Genomic DNA, 18,432 nt, shown 5'->3' on the forward strand with positions numbered 1-18,432 from the left:
TTCTTTTTTAAAATAAACCTTTGAGGAAGCGGGATGGATGGGCTTTCTTTCCTCTGCGATGTTCTGGTATCGATAGAAAAAGAGATTGCTTAGCTCGTGTCATCGCTACATAAAGAAGTCTTCTTTCTTCTTCAAGGGGAGCCTCGTCCCCATTTCGATAAGCATCAAGCGCATAGTCATGAGGGAGAGCTCCATCAACAACTCCTAATATATATACATGGTTATATTCAAGGCCTTTTGCACGGTGAATAGTTGTAAGTGTAATCGAAGAAGGAAATGTTTTGCTAAGTTTCTTCATTTCTTCATTCATTGCTTTCATGTGATCAGCATGTTCTATAAATTGTTTCACAGTGTTAAATTTTTTCGCTACAACTTTTAAGTCCCGAATATCGTCAGAACCTTTTTCAATAGCATTCCCTTCATTGCCACGCTTTTTTACAAACTGATTAAAGCCCATTTCTTTTTCAATAATATCAATTGCTCCAAGAGGAGAACGATTTTTTAATGTCGAAAACAGTGGAACAAGCTTCATAAGCTTTCGTTTTTGAAAACTTTGAAGGTTTGTTAAATGAATGAGCGCTTCTACATATGAACAATCATGCAAAATGCTCAATGCTTTTACATCATTCAAAGCAGAAGCTTTTAAAAATAAAGCAGGTAAAAGTTGCCCTAAAGCTTCCTGGTCGTTCTCATTTATACTCAATCGTAAGAAGGCAAGCATTGCTTTGATCATGCGTCTGTTATAGAAAGAATCTGCACCATAATCAATTGAAAAAGGTAAATTAGAAGATGACAGTCGCTCAAAGAGAGCTCTTGACATTGTATGTGTGCGATAAAGAATGGCAAAATCACTAGGATCTGCTCCTTGTTCAATCTTTTCTTTAATATCCGTTACGATCATTGTTGCTTCTTCTTCTTCATCATAAGGAGAAAATGAGAGCGGAGTGAATTCATTTTCAAACTGAGCACGCATTTTTTTAGTGTAGCGATCTTTGTTTCGCTTAATAACCGCATTTGCTCCGTCCACAATAGCATGACTTGAACGATAGTTTTCACTAAGTGTAACAATCTGGGTGCCATCGTTGTCATTGCTAAAGTTTCGAATAAAACTTGGATTGCTTCCACGAAACGCATAAATGGATTGATCATCATCGCCAACAACACAGATATTTTGAGATTTTGCACTTAAAAGCTTCATGATTTCGTATTGCACAAGATTAATATCTTGAAATTCATCAACTAGAAAGTATTGAAAGCGGTCTTGATAATAAGAACGAATTTCTTCATTTTCTTTTAAAAGCTCATAGCAGCCTAGAAGCATGTCATCAAAATCAAACATCCCTTGCTCTATTCGCATTTCTTCATAGCGTCTGTAAAGATATTGAACATCTTTTTCCCATTGATTCTCAGGCTTAACATCACTCGGTAAGATGAGGGTGTTTTTCCAATAGCTTATTTCATTTAAAGCTTGGTCAAAAGGAAACTGTTCTTCTTCAATATCAAGCTCTCGTGCTGCTATTTTTACAAACTTTTCGCGCTGCCATTCCCACTTCATTAGACGGTCGTTCCGCCACTCTTGTGGTTTATGGTAGCTTAATATTCTATAAAAAATGCTGTGAAATGTGCCAACTACCATCTTTCCTATCATGGAGGACTGGATACCTTCATATGAACGAAGCCGCTCTTTCATCTCTTGAGCTGCTTTTGTTGTAAAAGTTACAAGCATAATGGAAGATGGATCTACTTTTTTCTCCACGAGAAGGTAAGCAGCACGCGCTGTAAGAACTCGTGTTTTTCCACTTCCAGCTCCAGCCAAAACAAGCAATGGACCCTCTGTCTTTTTTACCGCTTCTTCCTGCTGTATATCAAGAGACAACCCGGCATAATTAATAACCGTGCCTCTCCGTGTTTTGAAGGAACTTTGAGAAACAAGCGCTTTTGTTTTTGTAAAAGACACATCAATCGTTGCTGTATTTCCACTAATTGCTCTACTCGTAGGTAAGCGAAATCCAGCACTTTCACGGTAGGCAGGTTTTGTTTCTTTTACAACCTTTTTTTGCTCCTTTTCTTCTATGCTTTTTATGCATTCAGGACGTTCATAAGGTTTTAAAGCATGATAAAAATAAGGTTTTTTTTCCATTCCTATATAAAGCTTTACACTTTCATGACAGTGAGCGCATGTAACGAGTCCACGCTGACTTTCTTCATACAAAGATTGATAAAGCTCTCTTTTCATTGTTGAAAGTGAAATCATTTCATTTTGATAAATGGCTTGATTCATGAAATAGTCTCCTCACTTTGCACTTATCTAAACATTATAATCAAACTTCATCATATCAGAATGGAAAGGAGAACGAAAGAACAACAGCATTTTGAGAGGATTAGAAGGAAACAAATAAGGGCAAATAATAGGAAAGAATAGGAGGGAGGAAGGATGGGGTATATTTTACCAATTAAAAATTATACGTACCTTCAATACCTTAATAGAACAGTAAAAGGTCATAAGGGAGGGGCAGTGCATAAAATAGTTCCAACACAAGCCTTATACGGAAGTAATGAAAGATCTCAAAAAGAAAAAATAGAAATGAGAAGACAAAAGAATAGGCAAATACAAAAGACGATAAGTGAAATAACTGGAAAAGGAAAGTTCTTTAACAATCTTGTGTAAAGAGGGGCACATAGGGGAACTTCAAACTCATTTTAAAGAATATTTCAGGAAAACATTTACTTTTTATAGTAACTAATACTTGTAATTAACAAGGAAAACATATTATTATATAGGATGTTACTAGTAACATGACATTTTGTGGAATTTAAGAGATAGTTTGATAAGAGTAAGGAGATTTTGCAATGAAAAGCGTACCTAATCTTTTTTATTATTTTGTGCAGAGTTTTAAAGTTTCAGCAGCATTGCTTGTTTTTGTAGGAGCTCTTTTTATGTTTAAAATTAAAAAAGCACGGTAGAATCCCTGTAAGATTAGGGATTCTACTGTGCCTTCTTTTTTAAGTAATGTTATTCATGTCCAAAACGAAATGTTTCATAAACCGTCCATGAACCATTATCAAGCTGGTAAAGAAGATGAAAACGATCAATAACTTCTTCATGATTAACATCAACAAGTTTAAGTTGACTATATACATCAAGATGTTCATCGTCTGATAGGTTTTGCCCAATTGTAATGTGAGGAATATATGAATATTCTACTTCTTGAGCAAGAGGTCCGCTATGAAGGTGCTCGTATAGCGTTTTTAAATCATCATTTTTTTCAACTTTTAAATAAACTGTATTATTTGCAGGAGAAAAAGAACTAATTTTAGTGACATTAATGGTGATTGGCTTGAGTTTATGAGCGATGTCACGAAATGTAGGAATTAACGTCTCAAGCTCATCAGTAGACGTTTCAAATTGTTCTTTAACTGTAATATGGGGCGGGATTAGAGCATATCTAGAATCATAGCGTTTTCGATAAGAGTTTGCAGTATCCTGTAATTTTTTTGATGGAAATAAAACAACTCCGTATTTCATCATACAGTCCCTCCTTAAATTGTATAAAGATGCAGTTTCTTGTTAATTATAGCAAATTTCTGAAAAGTATTATATTCTCAAAAGTATGTTAGTTAACTTAACATTTTTCTTAAAGCGCGAGGCATATCTTTCTGCCAATATCTCCACGTATGATTTCCTTCCATCTCTTCATAAAAGTAAGAAAATCCTTTTGTACTAAGAAGTTGATAAAGTTCTCTGTTAGGTGTTAGGAAGTCAGCAATTTTCTTATCCGTTGTCCTAACTTCTGTCTCCTGAAGACCAATTGTATGATAAATATGTAAGGCATTTGGAGAAGAAAAGTCAGCCACTTTATTTAGAAGCGTTTCATTTACAAGCGGTGACTGAGCCACAACTTTGTTAAATGTGTGAGGATATTGAAGTGCTGTTAATAACGAAACTGTTCCACCTAACGAATCTCCAATAAGTGTTCTTGTTCCTCCCATTTTATGAGTTGGAAGAAGGTCATCTAAATAAGAAAGGAGTTCATGAGCTAAAAATCGAACATATTGTTCAACTTTTTCCCCGTCAGGATGATACATTTTGCGTCGCTCATCTACTGATTTATAAGGAATACCCACTGCAATTGTTGGTTCAATTTCCTCTTCCTCAGACAATTCGTCAAGCGTCCGTGATAGCTTTCCAAACATAAAATAATCTTTCCCATCTTGAGCGATTAATAAGGAATATTTATAAAGTGGAGAATATGTTTTTGGAAGATATAAAAGCAGCGTCATCTCTTCCTGAAGTTCTTCACTATAAAACGTTAGTTCCTCAATTTTTCCAGGGCGATAATCCATTAAAAATCCTCCAAACTTGAAAGCGTTACCTTTATTTTATCACAGGAAAAGCAGCGGGGGAAAGCCGTGTGTGCTGTTTTTAGTTTGTCCTTCTGTCGTATTCTTTTCACTCTCTTTTTCGCATGATACAATAAAAAAGAAGCACCTTACTGCGTTCATAAGAGGAGGAACTACATAGTGGAAAAAAAACCTTTTGTTTCAAGCAAAGAAATTACAGAAGCAACCTTCAATTTATTAAAAGAACGTGGCGTCACTGTTGTGGATATAGCCGAAATTGTTTTTGAAATGCAAAAGCCGTACAATGATAAGCTAACAATCGAAGAATGCGTTACAAGTGTTGAAAGAGTTCTCACAAAAAGGGAAATTCAGCATGCTATCCTTGTTGGAGTTGAGCTTGATAAGCTTGCTGAAAAGGGAATGTTATCAGAGCCGCTTCAAACGATTGTAGAACAAGATGAGGGGCTGTTTGGCGTTGATGAAACAATTGCTTTTGGTGCCACATTAACATACGGAAGTATTGGTGTTACAACATTTGGTCATCTTGATAAGTGTAAAATTGGTATTATTAATAAACTTGATACAGATAAAAAGAGAGGCGTTAATACGTTTCTTGATGATCTTGTCGCAAGCGTTGCGGCGAGTGCAGCAAGTCGTCTTGCTCACAAACAACGTGATTTGCTTGAAGAAGAACAAGAAAGAGTTAATTAATAAAAAGATCATCCTAACAAATTAGGATGATCTTTTTATTAATGGAGTTCATACGCCATTAATTTTCCAATCTCTTTCATACCAAGGCGGTTATAAAAAGCAACAGCATTTTGATTAAATGACCACACATTAAGATGAATTGTCTTTGCTTTATTTTGTATAGCCCATTTCTTTACTTCTTCAAACAGTTTACGTCCAATGCCGCTCTTTTGATGAGAAGTATCAACGCCCAAGTAGTACATATAAGCAGCACGCGAACTGGAACGTCCAATTCCAGAACTAGTTACCGTAAGTTCAGTTATTGAATATCCAATAAGTTTTCCATGCTCTTCAGCCACGATTATGTGAAAGTTAGAACCGTGAATCATTGTCTGATAATCAGGGTAGGGGATGACTGTTCGCGATATAGAAAAAAGCTCTGGAAGTGCATTAGCATGCATGCGCTGTGACTCAAATAAAAGCGTGTTTAGGGCTCTAAAGTCTCCAAGTGTTGCTTTTCGAAAGTTCATAACCGTCTCCTCTCCGTGTTCATCCCAAGATAAAACAGTATATGAGCAAAAACCAAATAGGGTGTTAAGTTTATAAAGAAGAGGAAGGAATATGAAAGTAAGTTTGTAAAATATGAAAAAATTGATCTTCTTTGAATGTTTTTTTCGTTTTGGTTTCTTCATGCGCAATTGTTAGCGTATTGTCAGAGAGTGTTACACGTCCTCTTGGCGTAGCGATTGTTACAATTCTGCGACCTGTAAAAGGAGAAGTAGGGGACGTTTGAGTAAAGATACAGGCTTCTTTAAAAGAATCTGCAGCTTTTTCTTCTGTAGAAAAGAGATATTTTGTTATCCATTTTCCATTCAGCTTTTTTTGTAAGCAAAAGTGTTGTTGAGATTTGAAAATTCGGTGCGTTCCACTAACGTCACGAACCATTTCACCTGAAAGAGGCAGTGGCTGACGGACTGAATCTCCAAACCCAACATCAACAAGATATTCTTTTCCATTAAGAAGAACGAGCGTTGTAGCATGACTTTCTTCTCTAAATGCTTTCCCTTGTTCATCTTGAACAGTGGCGCTAAGAAGTTTTGCTTGAAATCCGATTTCTTGTAAAAAAGCACAAAAGAGACTGTTTAGCTCATAGCAAAACCCACCACGATTTCTCTCAATGATTTTATGAAAAAGAATATCTTCATTTAACACAATCTCTTTTTTATAGACAACATCTAAATTTTCAAATGGAATATGAAAAAGATGCTGTTGTTGTAAATAAGTTAGATAAACGAGCGTGCGCTCTTGTTTAAATACGGCATGAATTCTCTCTAAATAGCGTTCAATATTCATACAAAAGCCCCCTTTTGTTAACAGCCGTTCTTTTATAAGAATATCAAATACTGACTAATTTTGTCATATAAAAAAGGAACAGAGGAGGGCTCTGTTCCTTTTTTATATCTTTTCTTCATAGGCAATCAATACAATATGCTCATTTAAAGAAGAAGCAATTTCTTGTTCAAGCTGCTGAATCTTTTGAAGCTGTTCTTCTGATAATTCCGCAACTGGGTAACCTTCATATTTTTTGTCCATTTTAATCCCTCGTTTTCTAAAGTAAGAAAGTCATTTATTAGAATATCCGAGGTGCTTATTTTTATCCGAAATTTTTCTGTATAAAAATAAGGAAACTGTACAGTCTATGAAATGGATAAACATAACAACATGGAGGTTTTTACAATGAAAAAATGGCTTTTAATTCTCGCAGCATCTCTACTCGCAAGTTTTGGTCTTACTGCTTGTAACAATGGTGGCAATGACGATAATAATCAGCAGGAAGAAAACGACGTGAACGATGATAATGGCACAGACAATGAGAATAATGATGAAAACATGGATGAAAACATGGATAATGAAGATATGAATAATGAAAATATGAATAATATGAATAACAACAAAGACAATGATAACAATGGTAACATAAATGATGGAGACGACATTAACAATGTCGACGATGATGCAAATATTAATGACGACGGCCCTGATAACAATGATGATCCAAATTACAGTGGTGTCGAGAATGACAAAGACGATAACAACAAGTAAGGAAAAAAGGCTGACTAACACTCAGCCTTTTTTCTTTTTTAGGACCGTTTCCTACTTTGTGAGCCACTTATAAAAAGGTTGACAATAAAGGAGGCAATCCATAAAATTAAGACTATACTATGTTGATCTGATAGTTCAGCGGGAGAACACTACCTTGACAGGGTAGGGGTCGGGGGTTCGAATCCCTCTCAGGTCATTACAAAAAGCGTATTCTCAATTTGAGAATACGCTTTTTTATTGTGAGAAAGAAAACTTAGAATAGGCTCAAGGTTGCAAAAAGTTTTTAGACTATGAATGTCTTTCTTCTGTTCACTAAAGTGAAAAAGAAAGGTCTATTGAGAAGCTTCTTTCACTGCCCTCATTTGATGACTAATACTCATGTCTTTGTCCGAACGTTCTTCGATTCTGAGGTTCGTTACGACACGGTTAGCGTTCTGCTTTAGCGAATGTTTATGAATTTCCTTAGCTACTTCCATTACCTGATCGATCTCACCTTCAATTACCGTAGAAGAGGGGCCGATGTGATAGGTTAAGCCCTTGTCCTTAATTAAATTAACTGCATCTGTGATATACTCCTTATAACTTGCGCTTTCCGTTCCCACCGGGATTACACTGATTTCAAGTAATGTTGTCATTTTAAGCTCCTCCTTTTCGACTGTTATTCATTCTTTTACCGATTTTGAACTAAATGAAACAGGTTAAAAGAACAAGAGAGTATAGGAAACTAATCCTTTTTTTAAAAACAGCCTATTTTATTTGCTGTTATGGCCAAGGGAGCTAATCAATCATCTTTTTGATTCAACGAGAGCATGCTTTTTAGAGTATGTACATCTTTACGTCTATGATAGGGTTAAAAGGGATTATTTAGGCGTAAAAGAATAGCAAGTATTAGGGTATGAAAAAACAGACACGAATAAATAAGCAAGGGGGAATAAAGTTTGGGAAAATTAGCTGTCATCTTTGATATGGATGGTGTCATTATTGATAGTGAACCAATTTACCGGAGTTGGAACAAGGATGTATTTAAGAAGCTAAAGATTCAGGTGGATGAGGAGACCCAACTTAGTTTTGTGGGAGGAACAGCTAAAAGAAAGTGGACAATATTAAAGGAGAAATTTTCATTATCGCCAAGTGTAGAAGAGCTTATTTGTTTGCAAAATGAGATATTCTCGCAGAAAGAATGGGCTTTTAAATCATTGTTATTTCCTGCAGTTTTGCCACTTTTACAGGAATTAAAAGAACACCGTATTCCTACTGCATTAGCCTCTTCCTCTAATAAGAAGAAAATATCAGCTGTGTTAGACCAATGTGAATTAAGAGCCTATTTTGATGAAGTGATAAGTGGAGAAGACTTTGAGAAAGGGAAGCCCGATCCAGATATTTTTCTCCACGTTGCCGAAAAACTTGGAGTTCCAACATCAACTTGTGTAGTTATAGAGGATTCGTACAATGGTTTAACAGCCGCTAAAAGGGCTGGTATGCATTGCATTGGTGTTAGGCATAAAGAAATCCATATGAATTTATCACAGGCAGATAGGATTGTGGCTTCCTTAGGCGAAATACATATAGAAGAATTAAAGAGTTTTCTAAAAGGTAAGGGTTGAAAATAACCGTCATCTTAAAAAAGTGTAAGGTGCCGATAAGACTAAGATAAGCCGGCTAAAAGGTGGTTCTGTAACCTTCTGAATGGATTGGCTAAACGTGAGAGCCCTTGGTGCCTAGATGTAAATACAAAACGTATAGTTCTTATATTTTGAAAAAGGGCGGTGATTTCTTAAAATCACTGTCCTTTTTTGTGTATTCCTTTATAAAAGGAGGGGGGGGACATCAGTATGGAAATTCTACTCTAGGAAGAGCTATTGTAAAATGCCTTCACTCCTTCTTGATAAGGAGGTTTGAATATTCCATCCTATAGGTGAAATTGAGAAAACTTAATAAAATGCATTCTTTAATGGAATTAAATGGTACAACAAACATTATAACGTTATATTTACTTTGTTGATTTTCTATGCTAATCTAAATGTGTGAAAAAGAAATATGAATGTAATTCATTCTGAAAACGTATTCAAATAGATTTGAAGAAAAGGTGAAATGAATGGAAAAGCAGTTCGTATTACGTAACGTGAAACGTGTGAGTGGAGAGGCAATTGATATCGTTATCAAAGACGGTAAAATTGCTGAAGTGACAAAGGCTGGGAATGGACATGGACAGCTAGTATTTGACTATTCAGGTGTGTACGTATCAAGTGGTTGGATTGATTTACATGTCCACGCATTTCCTGAGTTTGATCCGTATGGTGATGAAATTGATGAAATAGGTGTAAAACAAGGTGTAACAACAATTGTTGATGCTGGAAGTTGTGGGGCAGACCGAATTGCTGATTTGGTTACGAGCAGAGAACAAGCCAAAACAAACTTGTTTGCTTTTTTGAATATCTCCCGAATTGGCTTAAAACGTGTTGATGAGTTATCAAATATGGAATGGATAGATAAAGAGAAGGTCATACAGGCTGCTAAAAAGTATCAAGATGTCATTGTTGGACTAAAGGCGCGTATTAGCAGCAGTGTTGTCCGTAATAGTGGGATTGAACCATTACGTGTTGCAAGAACAATTTCTCACAAAACATCGTTGCCATTAATGGTTCACATCGGTTCTGCACCGCCAAGTATTGAAGAGGTTATTCCACTCTTAGAAAGAAATGATGTTATTACTCATTATCTTAATGGGAAAGAAAATAATCTTTTCAGTGATAAAGGGGAACCACTTCAAGTATTAATGGATGCAATTGAACGCGGTGTACACTTGGATGTTGGGCATGGGACAGCAAGCTTTTCGTTTAAAGTTGCTGAAGCTGCAAAACAACATCATATTGGTTTGAATACAATTAGCACAGACATCTACCGTGGGAACCGTTTAAATGGTCCGGTATATAGTATGGCAAATGTTCTCTCGAAATTTCTTTACCTCGGATACTCACTTGAAGAGGTGATCGCAGCGGTTACTACCCATGCAGCAAACTGGCTTAAAAAACCAGAACTTGGTCGAATTAAAGTTGGAGACATTGCAAACTTAACGCTATTTACAGTTCAAAATAATCCGGTTACATTGATTGATTCTGAAGAAGACAAGCGTGTAGCAGAAAGAACAATAGAAACAAAAGGAGTGGTTGCAAATGGTGAACTCATTGAATGCTAAATATGGGCTTAAACGTGTAATTAATGCAAGTGGACGAATGAGTATCCTTGGCGTGTCAGCCCCAACAGATACAGTCATGGATGCAATGAAACAAGGCGGACAAAATTATGTAGAGATTGCCGATTTAGTTGATAAAGCAGGGGATCACATCGCAAGAATTCTCGATTCAGAGGCGGCTGTTGTTGTTAATTCAGCATCAAGTGGAATTGCTCTTTCTGTTGCAGCACTTGTGACACAAGGCAATCGCCGCAAAAGTGAACGTCTGCACCAAGAAGAGATTTCTAAAAACGAAATCATTATGCTGAAAGGGCATAATGTCCAATATGGAGCCCCTGTTGAAACCATGATTTATTTGGGCGGTGGCAAGTTAATTGAAGTGGGCTATGCTAATGAAGGTAAAGCAGAACATATTGAAGATGCTATTTCTGAAAACACAGCAGCCATTCTTTACGTGAAATCTCACCATGCTGTTCAAAAAAATATGATTTCAGTTGAAGAGGCATGGGAAGTTGCCAAGCGTAATGGTGTTCCACTTATCGTGGATGCAGCAGCAGAAGAAGATATTCAAAAGTATGTGAAATACTCAGATCTTGCCATTTATAGTGGTTCAAAAGCTATTGAAGGACCAACTTCAGGGATTGTTGGTGGTAAGCGAAACTATATTGAATGGTTAAAAGTACAATTACATTGTATTGGAAGAAGTATGAAAGTTGGTAAAGAAACCACCTTTGGTTTACTTCAAGCCCTGGATGAATACGGTGTCAAAGAAGACAAAAGTGAACAAGAAAAAGAAATGTTACAAACGTTGATGTCATTAGAAGAAATTGAAGGAGTCCAAGTTACGATTGTCCAGGATGAAGCAGGTCGAGCTATATTCCGTGCTCGTATTCAAATTAGTCCAGAGCAAACAAACACAACAGCAAAAGAAGTTGTGAAAGGGTTGCGTGAAGGAGAAATTGCCATTTACACACGTGACTATGGGGTAAGACAAGGGTATTTCGATATCGATCCACGTCCACTTCAAGGTGATGATATCCACGTGATTGAATCTCAAATACGTGAATTATTAGGGGGAAAATAATATGTCAACAATTACAGAACGTTTTTATAAGGAACGTGTTGCTTTAAATGTATTAGCAAATAGTGTAGAGAATGCCAAAGAAGTATTTGAAGCAGCCGAAGGACATGTCTTAGTTGGTGTTCTTTCCAAAGACTATCCAACGGTAGAAGAAGCCGTAGCAGCAATGAAGAAATATGGAGAAGAGATTGAGGAAGCGGTATCAATTGGGTTAGGGGCTGGCGACAATCGTCAAGCTGCTGTAGTAGCAGAGATTGCAAAACACTATCATGGAAGTCATATCAACCAAGTATTTCCTGCTGTTGGCGCAACACGTGCTAACCTTGGTGAAAAGGATAGCTGGATTAATAGCTTAGTTTCCCCAACAGGACGTGTTGGTTATGTAAATATTTCAACAGGTCCTGTAAGCGCTGCACAGGATGAACAGGCAATTGTACCTGTTAAAACAGCAATCGCTCTTGTTCGCGATATGGGCGGGAATGCATTAAAATACTTCCCAATGAAAGGATTAACTCGGGAGGACGAATTCCGTGCTGTTGCAGTAGCATGCGGTGAAGAAGGATTTGCATTAGAGCCAACAGGGGGGATTGACAAAGAGAACTTCGAAGCCATTTTACGTATTGCATTAGAAGCTAACGTGCCGCAAATCATTCCTCATGTATATTCATCAATTATCGATAAAGAAACTGGAAAAACAAATGTCAAAGATGTCCGTGAATTACTTGGAACAGTAAAGAAATTGGTGGATAACCATGGCTAAGAGAGTTGCTTCTTTTGGAGAAGTTATGATGCGCTTGCAAGTGCCAGGATATGAGTTCCTGTCACAAGCAAGCACATTAAATTATTCTTTCTCTGGTACAGGAGTAAATGTCACCTCAGCTCTAGCGCGTTTTGGCTATACGGGGTATCTTGTGTCTACGTTACCAGATAACGCAGTTGGTGATGCGGCTGCATCCTATCTTCAGAAATTAGGAATTAACCAATTGTTCATTCATCGAAGCGGGGATTATGTTGGAATGTACTTTTTAGAAAATGGATTTGGGGCGCGGCCTAGTCGCGTTACTTATTCCAATCGATTAGAAAGCAGTTTCAATACAGCTTCTGAAGGAACGTATAATTTTGAAGAAATTGCACGTGAGATCGATGTTGTGCATTTTTGCGGAATTACACTTGCGATGAATGATTCTATCCGCCAACATATGAAAACATTCGCGAAAGCGGTCAAAGAGAATGGTGGCACAGTTGTCTTTGATTGTAACTATCGTCCGTCCCTCTGGGGTGAGGACGGATATAGAAAGTCAAAAAGATATTATGAGGAAATGCTAGATTTAGCTGATATCGTCATGATGAACGAAAAAGACGCAATGTTTGTTCTTGGTATGAAAACGGAGAAAAAAGAACGTACAGAACAACTTGTGGAGCTTATTCCAGCCGTTGCAAAAAAGTACAAAATCTCTGTTATAGCGGGGACGCATCGGTCAATTAACGGTGACAATACCCATTCATTACGTGGTTTTATATTTAAGAATCAAACATTCACATTTTCTAAGACCGTCACGTTTTCTGTCTATGATAGAATAGGAGCAGGAGATGCTTATGCGAGTGGTATTATACATGGTGAAATGGAAGGCTTTTTACCAGAAAAAACAGTCGCATTTGCCGCAGCGGCAGGAATGCTTGCGCATACGGTTGTAGGGGATACCCCTATATCATCGGAAGCCGATATATTCCGAGCGATGACAGAATCAGTGGGCGATGTAGAAAGGTAGTGAATGTAACAGTGAACGTATCTCGAAAAAAAGGACCATTATATTTACAAATTAAGAATATCTTAAAAGATCGGATTTTACACGGTGTATATCCTATTAAAACGAATATACCTTCTGAACCGCAACTGGAGAATGAATTCAATGTCAGTAAGATTACCATCCGAAATGCAATCAAAGAACTTGTTCAAGAAGGATATCTCGAAAAGAAGAGTGGTAAAGGGACAAAAGTCATTCGCAATACTTCCGCTTCAAAACTTTCTAAAGGGAAACGTTTTACAGAAGTTTTAGTAGAAGAAGGTCATAAGATTCAAAGGCAGTTGTTGCAGGCAGAAGTTGTATGCAATGAAGAGGGAACAGAACCGTACCGATTATTTGGAGAGCATTGTCTTCGTGTTGAACGACTTTATCATCTTGATGATGTACCGTATATCCATTATACACATTATGTGACGGCACAAATTGAAGGCACTGAACGCTCAGACTTAAATACTCAATCCTTGTACGAAGTGATTGAAGAACAAGATATTTCTTTAGAAAAGTTTCGAGATCAGTTTGCTGTTGCTATTGCTCCTTCTTATGTAGAAGATAGATTACATGTAAAAAGGAAGACACCTTTATTAAAACGATTGCGCTATTCTTATGATGAAATGGGTAATTTGATTGAATATAGTGAAGGGTACTACAATACGGAAATGCAACATTATGTTGTGAATTATGATGTATAAAGGCAGCGAGAAAATGTAGCACTCTTTTCTCGCTGCTCTTATGAAAGCGTTTACTAAGAGGGTGGAGAGAGGGGTTTAATATGGATATATATGTATTAGCTATCACTTTATTATCTATTGTGATTGTTATTTTAGGAGTATCATGGTGGAAATGGCATGCCTTTATTAGTTTAACTGTCGCAAGCTTGTTTTTAGCTGTTATGTCAGGATTATCAATGGATAAAATTGTTGGTGCCTATGAAACTGGGGTTGGAAGTGTATTAGGGCATTTGGTTGGGATTTTAGCATTAGGTACGATTTTAGGGAAAATCATGTCAGATTCAGGTGCTGGAATGCAAGTTGCCGATTTCTTCGTTCGGTTGTTTGGGGTAAAGAAATTACCGTGGGCCATGTTATTTTCAGGTTTTATCATCGGAATCCCTGTTTTCTTTGAAGTAGGAATTGTCATCTTATTACCTCTTGTCATTTCTATTCATAAAACAACAAAACAAAATATTTTACTAATTGCAATACCTGTTATTGCTGGGTTATCTATTGTACATGGTCTTGTACCTCCGCATCCAGGAGCTATGACTGCAATTGGTATTTATAATGCTGATCTTGGAAGAGTCCTTCTTTACTCACTCATTATTGCACTACCTACAGCTATCATTGCAGGTCCATTGTTTGCAAAATGGGTGCATAAACGAGTGATTCCTGAAGGAGAGCCAGAGTTAGTTCGTGTGAATACAAGTATACAGAAATTACCAAGTACAGGAATTTCATTTTTCATTATTCTATTACCTGTTCTATTGATGATATTGTCTGTTGTCGCACCGTATATCACAATGCCTAATGGATTAATGAATTTCTTCGTATTTATTGGTAGTCCTGTTATTGCGCTTCTCATCTCTTGTTTCGCAGCCTTTTACCTACTTGGCATGCGTCAGGGTATGGACAAAAATTTCATTAAAAAATTAACAGATGAAAGCTTATTACCAGTTGGTTCGATTATTTTGATCATCGGTGCTGGTGGTGGATTCAAACAAATTCTTATCGATAGTGGCGTAGGAACAACGATTGCGAACATGTCCGAAAGTTTATCTCTATCTCCCATTGTTTTAGCATTTATGGTAGCCGGATTAATTCGAATTGCAACAGGTTCAGCAACAGTTGCCTTAACAACAGCAGCCGGAATTGTTTCTCCTATTATTGCAAGTATGTCAGGTGTGAACTTGGAATTGCTTGTTATAGCAACAGGAGCAGGATCACTCATGCTCTCACATGTCAACGATGCTGGTTTCTGGCTAGTAAAAGAATACCTAGGGTTAACGGTAAAAGAAACCTTTAAGACATGGACAGTAATGGAGACATTGCTTTCATTTATCGCTTTCGGAGCCGTTTTACTATTCGATATGTTCATTTAAAAACAACCTCCTTCTACAGATCTGTAGAAGGAGGTTGTTTTTATTTTATAAGGAAAAAGTAGGTTGATAGTATTTGATGGACACGTAAATTTGAAATACAGAGATGGGAACGGAAAAGTTTTGTGTAATGGATATACTAGGGATATAGTAGGAAGGAAGAAACAAGAAGGTAATAGAAGACTATATAATACGTAACTAGACTCAATCTGATATAGCGCAGAACATCTAGGTCATCAAAATTTCTACATGTTATATCTTCATGAAAAACGGGAACAATAAACACAACGTATATAGAGGAGGAAAAAACTTGCTACCAGAACAATCATTTCAACCACTTGTTCCAAGATGTAACACTGAATATGAACTATTACATGATGTGTTTTTATGTGAACCAAAGCATATGACAATCCGCGATGTAATTAACGAAACACAGAAGCATTTTAAAGATGAAAATATTAATGTGGAAAAAGCCATGGCGCAGCATAAACAGTTTGTAGATACGTTAAGAAAGTATAATGTAAATGTTCATCTTTTACCTCCTGGTGAAGATCGTCCAGAGCAGGTTTTTGCAAGAGACATTGGCTTTACGATTGGAAATAAGGTGTTTATTGCTGGTATGAGCAATGATATTCGTTTTGATGAGCAGAAAGTTTTAAAGCAGGAGTTAAAAAACTTAGGAATCAATTACATAGATTTAAAAGGGACGAACATTGAAGGCGGAGATGTTGTTGTTGATGGAGATCATGTTTTTGTTGGAATCAGTGACCGTACAACAGAAGAAGCAGTAGACGTATTGAGAGGGCATCTGGAAGGCTACGAAGTTGTTCCTATTCCATTTCATCCAAAATATCTTCATTTAGACTGTGTATTTAATATTTTATCTCCAAAGGAAGCTCTTGTATTTAGAGGAGCAATGGAAGAGAAATATGAAGCTGTATTAGCGAAACATTATGATTTAATTCATGTTGAAGAAGATGAACAGTTTACGTTGGGAGTAAACGTGCTTTCAATTGGAAACGGGAAGGTCATTAGCCTGCCAATTAATAAGAATACAAATAAAGAATTGAAAAAACGCGGCTATGAAATCATTGAAGTGGATATTACAGAAATTATTAAATCAGGCGGTTCCTTCCGCTGTTGTTCAATGCCTATTGTAAGAAAATAAAAGAGCGGCTTTAAAAGTCGCTCTTTTATTTTATGCACTTTTAGAAGTACCTTCCTCTTTATTCGTACTATAGAATAGTGTGTTTACAACATCATTTCTAGAACGCTTTGCTTTTTTTACAAAGAAAGGGTTTATAATGACCATTGTTACAACGTTTGCGCTAAGGCCCCAGAAACCTTCATAGATACCAAAGGACGTGCCTGTTGAATAAACCGTAAAAGTTACAATAAGTCCGACTAAGAGTCCAACGACAGTTGCTTCTTTTGTTTGATTACGCCAAAATAAGCTGATGACAATTGCCGGGAAAATCTGAACCATTCCTGATACTCCTAAGAGTTGTAAAGAAACAAGAGCTTGTGGGAAAAGAAGCCCAAATAAAAGAGCAAGGCCGATGACAACAAATACCATTGAACGAGTTACAAGTGTTAATGTCTTAGGAGTTACATCTGGCTTAATCAAATCGCGATAAATGTTATTCGCAAATAAATTGGATGCTCCGATTGCCATGATTGAACAAGGAATTAAAGAAGCAAGAGCAATTGTTGAGTAAGCAAGTCCTTGTCCAACTCCACCGTATGAAATTTGAATGAGATTTAATAGAGCGAACTTTGGATTTGTATCTTCAGGAAGAACAAGAGCAGCAACAAATCCAAGGAAAATAACGAGAATAAGCACAATATTATATAAAGGCAAGAAGATAGCATTTTTTCGAAGTGAATCTGCACTTTTTGCTGTAAATACACCTGTTGCTGCATGAGCCCACATAAAGAGAGCAAGTGCCGATACAAGGGAAGCGGTAATGAACCATGGAATTCCTTTTGGGCCTTCCGTTGGGAGTGTAAGCATTTCAGGAGCTTCTTGTGAAATCTTATTAATCATTGTTCCCCAGTCCCCAAAATGAATAATAGGAAGAGACACAACCATGAAAAGCATAATAACCCAAACTAAAATATCTTTAATAATAGCTGTATACGTAGGACCTTTAATTCCGCTAAAAAATGTATAAAGACCAACAAGAAGAAAAGAGATAATAACAACTACCTTTACGTTAATATAACCTGTACCTGCAGCAGTAAGAGTGTCTTGAATCCCACTAAGCTGTAAGCAAATGTAAGGGATAAGCATAAGTACACCAACAATAGCGATTAAAGAAGATAGAAACTTGCTGCTAAACCGTTCACGAGCATAATCGGCAAGTGTTGTTAAACGATGTTTGTTTGCGACACTCCACAGTTTTGGTAAGAAAAAGTAAGAGATGAAAAAAGCAATAACGGAATATGGAATCGCAAAGAAAGCCGTGCTTCCTCCTTGGTAAGCGGTACTTGTTAAACCGAGGAATGTATATGCTGTATAAAGATCCGCCCCAACTAATAGCCAAACAAGAATACTACCAAAACGTCTTCCTCCAACAGACCATTCTTCAACAGAGCTTCGTGATGATTTATCCCGCCCTGCTAGAAAACCAATAAAGACAACAGCTAAAATGATACAACATGTGATTGACAGTGCTGTTAAATTTCCTTGCATTACTCAACATCTCCTTTTGTTTTTTGTACACGATAAATAATAAATGAAATAATAGGTGTTAAAATAATCCAAAGAAAGAGCCAAAAATGAAGTAGTGGTAATCCGAGAATAATAGGATGAATGCGGTTTACGAGAGGTAAAAAAGCAAACTGACCTACAAATGGAATTAATGATAATAAGAATATTGTGAATTTTTTATTCAATTTAAGTCCTCCTATCTTATGTATGATTAACTAGGTTGTGATAATGTTCACTATGATAGCAATTCTGACATAATTAAGCAAGAGAATATTATTAAAATAGTTTGATAAAATAGAAATTTTGGAAAATAGCGCTTTCATCTTAAGTTATTTATTTTTAATATTGTTTTTCAATTTACATAACAGAAAGGGAAAATGTTTATAAAAAATAGGCAGCGGACATCTTCCTGAC

The 18,432-nt window shown here is 36.7% G+C and carries 20 protein-coding genes, 1 tRNA gene and 1 pseudogene; 13 read left to right on the forward strand and 9 right to left on the reverse strand.

Going from position 1 to position 18,432, the window contains the following annotated elements:
• Positions 1 to 7 precede the first annotated feature (7 nt).
• Positions 8 to 2,281 (reverse strand): ATP-dependent helicase, encoded by a 2,274-nt coding sequence (locus BM012_RS14815; protein WP_061803324.1) that lies wholly within the window; start codon positions 2,279 to 2,281, stop codon positions 8 to 10.
• A gap of 153 nt (positions 2,282 to 2,434) precedes the next feature.
• Here BM012_RS14815 and BM012_RS14820 point away from each other — a divergent pair, with 153 nt between their 5' ends.
• On the forward strand, positions 2,435 to 2,668 hold the full coding sequence (locus BM012_RS14820) for a hypothetical protein (RefSeq protein WP_061803325.1): 234 nt from the start codon (positions 2,435 to 2,437) through the stop codon (positions 2,666 to 2,668).
• 345 nt (positions 2,669 to 3,013) lie between these two features.
• Here BM012_RS14820 and BM012_RS14825 read toward each other — a convergent pair whose 3' ends face one another.
• A complete protein-coding gene (locus tag BM012_RS14825) occupies positions 3,014 to 3,526 on the reverse strand; it encodes a YjcG family protein (RefSeq protein ID WP_061803815.1) in 513 nt (170 codons plus the stop codon).
• 92 nt (positions 3,527 to 3,618) lie between these two features.
• Entirely contained in the window at positions 3,619 to 4,344 is a 726-nt protein-coding gene (locus BM012_RS14830; RefSeq protein WP_061803326.1) for an alpha/beta hydrolase, read from the reverse strand.
• A gap of 177 nt (positions 4,345 to 4,521) precedes the next feature.
• Here BM012_RS14830 and BM012_RS14835 point away from each other — a divergent pair, with 177 nt between their 5' ends.
• Positions 4,522 to 5,052 carry a phosphatidylglycerophosphatase A family protein gene (locus tag BM012_RS14835; RefSeq protein ID WP_061803327.1) on the forward strand — a complete coding sequence of 177 codons (531 nt, stop codon included), beginning with the start codon at positions 4,522 to 4,524 and terminating at the stop codon, positions 5,050 to 5,052.
• Positions 5,053 to 5,090: 38 nt separating this feature from the next.
• Here the strand turns inward: BM012_RS14835 and BM012_RS14840 are convergent, their stop codons facing one another.
• From BM012_RS14840 to BM012_RS26455, 3 genes are all read right to left on the reverse strand, one after another.
• Positions 5,091 to 5,561 carry a GNAT family N-acetyltransferase gene (locus tag BM012_RS14840; RefSeq protein WP_061803328.1) on the reverse strand — a complete coding sequence of 157 codons (471 nt, stop codon included), beginning with the start codon at positions 5,559 to 5,561 and terminating at the stop codon, positions 5,091 to 5,093.
• A gap of 70 nt (positions 5,562 to 5,631) precedes the next feature.
• Positions 5,632 to 6,384, reverse strand: coding sequence for an arylamine N-acetyltransferase family protein (locus tag BM012_RS14845; protein ID WP_061803329.1), 753 nt, complete (start codon positions 6,382 to 6,384; stop codon positions 5,632 to 5,634).
• Positions 6,385 to 6,486: 102 nt separating this feature from the next.
• Positions 6,487 to 6,624 carry a hypothetical protein gene (locus tag BM012_RS26455; RefSeq protein WP_161939288.1) on the reverse strand — a complete coding sequence of 46 codons (138 nt, stop codon included), beginning with the start codon at positions 6,622 to 6,624 and terminating at the stop codon, positions 6,487 to 6,489.
• Positions 6,625 to 6,768: 144 nt separating this feature from the next.
• Between BM012_RS26455 and BM012_RS14850 the strand changes: the two genes are divergently transcribed.
• Positions 6,769 to 7,134: a hypothetical protein gene (locus BM012_RS14850; RefSeq protein WP_061803330.1), complete on the forward strand. Its 366-nt coding sequence runs from the start codon at positions 6,769 to 6,771 to the stop codon at positions 7,132 to 7,134.
• A 124-nt stretch (positions 7,135 to 7,258) separates the two neighbouring features.
• Positions 7,259 to 7,330, forward strand: a tRNA-Val gene (locus BM012_RS14855).
• Positions 7,331 to 7,466: 136 nt separating this feature from the next.
• Here the strand turns inward: BM012_RS14855 and BM012_RS14860 are convergent.
• Positions 7,467 to 7,769, reverse strand: coding sequence for an MTH1187 family thiamine-binding protein (locus tag BM012_RS14860; protein ID WP_061803331.1), 303 nt, complete (start codon positions 7,767 to 7,769; stop codon positions 7,467 to 7,469).
• 303 nt (positions 7,770 to 8,072) lie between these two features.
• Here BM012_RS14860 and BM012_RS14865 point away from each other — a divergent pair, with 303 nt between their 5' ends.
• The 9 genes and pseudogenes from BM012_RS14865 to BM012_RS14900 all read left to right on the forward strand — a co-directional run bounded on the left by BM012_RS14865 (position 8,073) and on the right by BM012_RS14900 (position 16,473).
• Positions 8,073 to 8,738: an HAD family hydrolase gene (locus tag BM012_RS14865; protein WP_061803332.1), complete on the forward strand. Its 666-nt coding sequence runs from the start codon at positions 8,073 to 8,075 to the stop codon at positions 8,736 to 8,738.
• A 491-nt stretch (positions 8,739 to 9,229) separates the two neighbouring features.
• Positions 9,230 to 10,330, forward strand: a complete 1,101-nt coding sequence (locus BM012_RS14870) for an amidohydrolase/deacetylase family metallohydrolase (protein ID WP_061803333.1) — start codon at positions 9,230 to 9,232, stop codon at positions 10,328 to 10,330.
• Positions 10,308 to 11,411 carry a DgaE family pyridoxal phosphate-dependent ammonia lyase gene (locus BM012_RS14875; protein ID WP_061803334.1) on the forward strand — a complete coding sequence of 368 codons (1,104 nt, stop codon included), beginning with the start codon at positions 10,308 to 10,310 and terminating at the stop codon, positions 11,409 to 11,411. The genes BM012_RS14870 and BM012_RS14875 overlap by 23 nt, the downstream gene beginning before the upstream one ends.
• Before the next feature lies 1 nt (position 11,412).
• Positions 11,413 to 12,168: a 2-dehydro-3-deoxy-phosphogluconate aldolase gene (dagF, locus tag BM012_RS14880; protein WP_061803335.1), complete on the forward strand. Its 756-nt coding sequence runs from the start codon at positions 11,413 to 11,415 to the stop codon at positions 12,166 to 12,168.
• Complete coding sequence (locus BM012_RS14885; protein WP_061803336.1) at positions 12,161 to 13,177, forward strand: sugar kinase; 1,017 nt, start codon at positions 12,161 to 12,163, stop codon at positions 13,175 to 13,177. Before dagF ends, BM012_RS14885 begins: the two co-directional genes overlap by 8 nt.
• The gene (locus tag BM012_RS14890; RefSeq protein ID WP_172460258.1) at positions 13,177 to 13,902 is read left to right on the forward strand and encodes a GntR family transcriptional regulator; all 726 of its coding nucleotides are present in this window, start codon (positions 13,177 to 13,179) and stop codon (positions 13,900 to 13,902) included. Before BM012_RS14885 ends, BM012_RS14890 begins: the two co-directional genes overlap by 1 nt.
• A gap of 80 nt (positions 13,903 to 13,982) precedes the next feature.
• A complete protein-coding gene (locus tag BM012_RS14895; RefSeq protein ID WP_061803338.1) occupies positions 13,983 to 15,308 on the forward strand; it encodes a GntT/GntP/DsdX family permease in 1,326 nt (441 codons plus the stop codon).
• A gap of 51 nt (positions 15,309 to 15,359) precedes the next feature.
• A pseudogene (locus BM012_RS26855) lies at positions 15,360 to 15,495 on the forward strand (IS200/IS605 family transposase); the annotation flags it as partial.
• Positions 15,496 to 15,615: 120 nt separating this feature from the next.
• Positions 15,616 to 16,473, forward strand: coding sequence for a dimethylarginine dimethylaminohydrolase family protein (locus BM012_RS14900; RefSeq protein ID WP_061803339.1), 858 nt, complete (start codon positions 15,616 to 15,618; stop codon positions 16,471 to 16,473).
• 30 nt (positions 16,474 to 16,503) lie between these two features.
• On the opposite strand, the gene BM012_RS14905 is transcribed toward BM012_RS14900, so the two are convergent.
• Entirely contained in the window at positions 16,504 to 18,000 is a 1,497-nt protein-coding gene (locus BM012_RS14905; RefSeq protein WP_061803340.1) for a sodium:solute symporter family protein, read from the reverse strand.
• Positions 18,000 to 18,203, reverse strand: coding sequence for a DUF3311 domain-containing protein (locus tag BM012_RS14910; protein ID WP_061803341.1), 204 nt, complete (start codon positions 18,201 to 18,203; stop codon positions 18,000 to 18,002). The genes BM012_RS14905 and BM012_RS14910 overlap by 1 nt, the downstream gene beginning before the upstream one ends.
• Between the last annotated feature and the right edge of the window lie 229 nt (positions 18,204 to 18,432).

It is taken from the genome of Priestia endophytica DSM 13796 (assembly GCF_900115845.1).
Taxonomy (GTDB): Bacteria; Bacillota; Bacilli; order Bacillales; family Bacillaceae_H; genus Bacillus_I; species Bacillus_I endophytica.

What these genes read in the sequence shown, in the direction of transcription:
- BM012_RS14815 (WP_061803324.1), bottom strand. Translation starts at nt 2,281, where the DNA reads ATGAATCAAGCCATTTATCAAAATGAAATGATTTCACTTTCAACAATG.
- BM012_RS14820 (WP_061803325.1), top strand. Translation starts at nt 2,435, where the DNA reads ATGGGGTATATTTTACCAATTAAAAATTATACGTACCTTCAATACCTT.
- BM012_RS14825 (WP_061803815.1), bottom strand. Translation starts at nt 3,526, where the DNA reads ATGAAATACGGAGTTGTTTTATTTCCATCAAAAAAATTACAGGATACT.
- BM012_RS14830 (WP_061803326.1), bottom strand. Translation starts at nt 4,344, where the DNA reads ATGGATTATCGCCCTGGAAAAATTGAGGAACTAACGTTTTATAGTGAA.
- BM012_RS14840 (WP_061803328.1), bottom strand. Translation starts at nt 5,561, where the DNA reads ATGAACTTTCGAAAAGCAACACTTGGAGACTTTAGAGCCCTAAACACG.
- BM012_RS14845 (WP_061803329.1), bottom strand. Translation starts at nt 6,384, where the DNA reads ATGAATATTGAACGCTATTTAGAGAGAATTCATGCCGTATTTAAACAA.
- BM012_RS26455 (WP_161939288.1), bottom strand. Translation starts at nt 6,624, where the DNA reads ATGGACAAAAAATATGAAGGTTACCCAGTTGCGGAATTATCAGAAGAA.
- BM012_RS14850 (WP_061803330.1), top strand. Translation starts at nt 6,769, where the DNA reads ATGAAAAAATGGCTTTTAATTCTCGCAGCATCTCTACTCGCAAGTTTT.
- BM012_RS14860 (WP_061803331.1), bottom strand. Translation starts at nt 7,769, where the DNA reads ATGACAACATTACTTGAAATCAGTGTAATCCCGGTGGGAACGGAAAGC.
- BM012_RS14870 (WP_061803333.1), top strand. Translation starts at nt 9,230, where the DNA reads ATGGAAAAGCAGTTCGTATTACGTAACGTGAAACGTGTGAGTGGAGAG.
- BM012_RS14875 (WP_061803334.1), top strand. Translation starts at nt 10,308, where the DNA reads ATGGTGAACTCATTGAATGCTAAATATGGGCTTAAACGTGTAATTAAT.
- dagF (WP_061803335.1), top strand. Translation starts at nt 11,413, where the DNA reads ATGTCAACAATTACAGAACGTTTTTATAAGGAACGTGTTGCTTTAAAT.
- BM012_RS14885 (WP_061803336.1), top strand. Translation starts at nt 12,161, where the DNA reads ATGGCTAAGAGAGTTGCTTCTTTTGGAGAAGTTATGATGCGCTTGCAA.
- BM012_RS14895 (WP_061803338.1), top strand. Translation starts at nt 13,983, where the DNA reads ATGGATATATATGTATTAGCTATCACTTTATTATCTATTGTGATTGTT.
- BM012_RS14905 (WP_061803340.1), bottom strand. Translation starts at nt 18,000, where the DNA reads ATGCAAGGAAATTTAACAGCACTGTCAATCACATGTTGTATCATTTTA.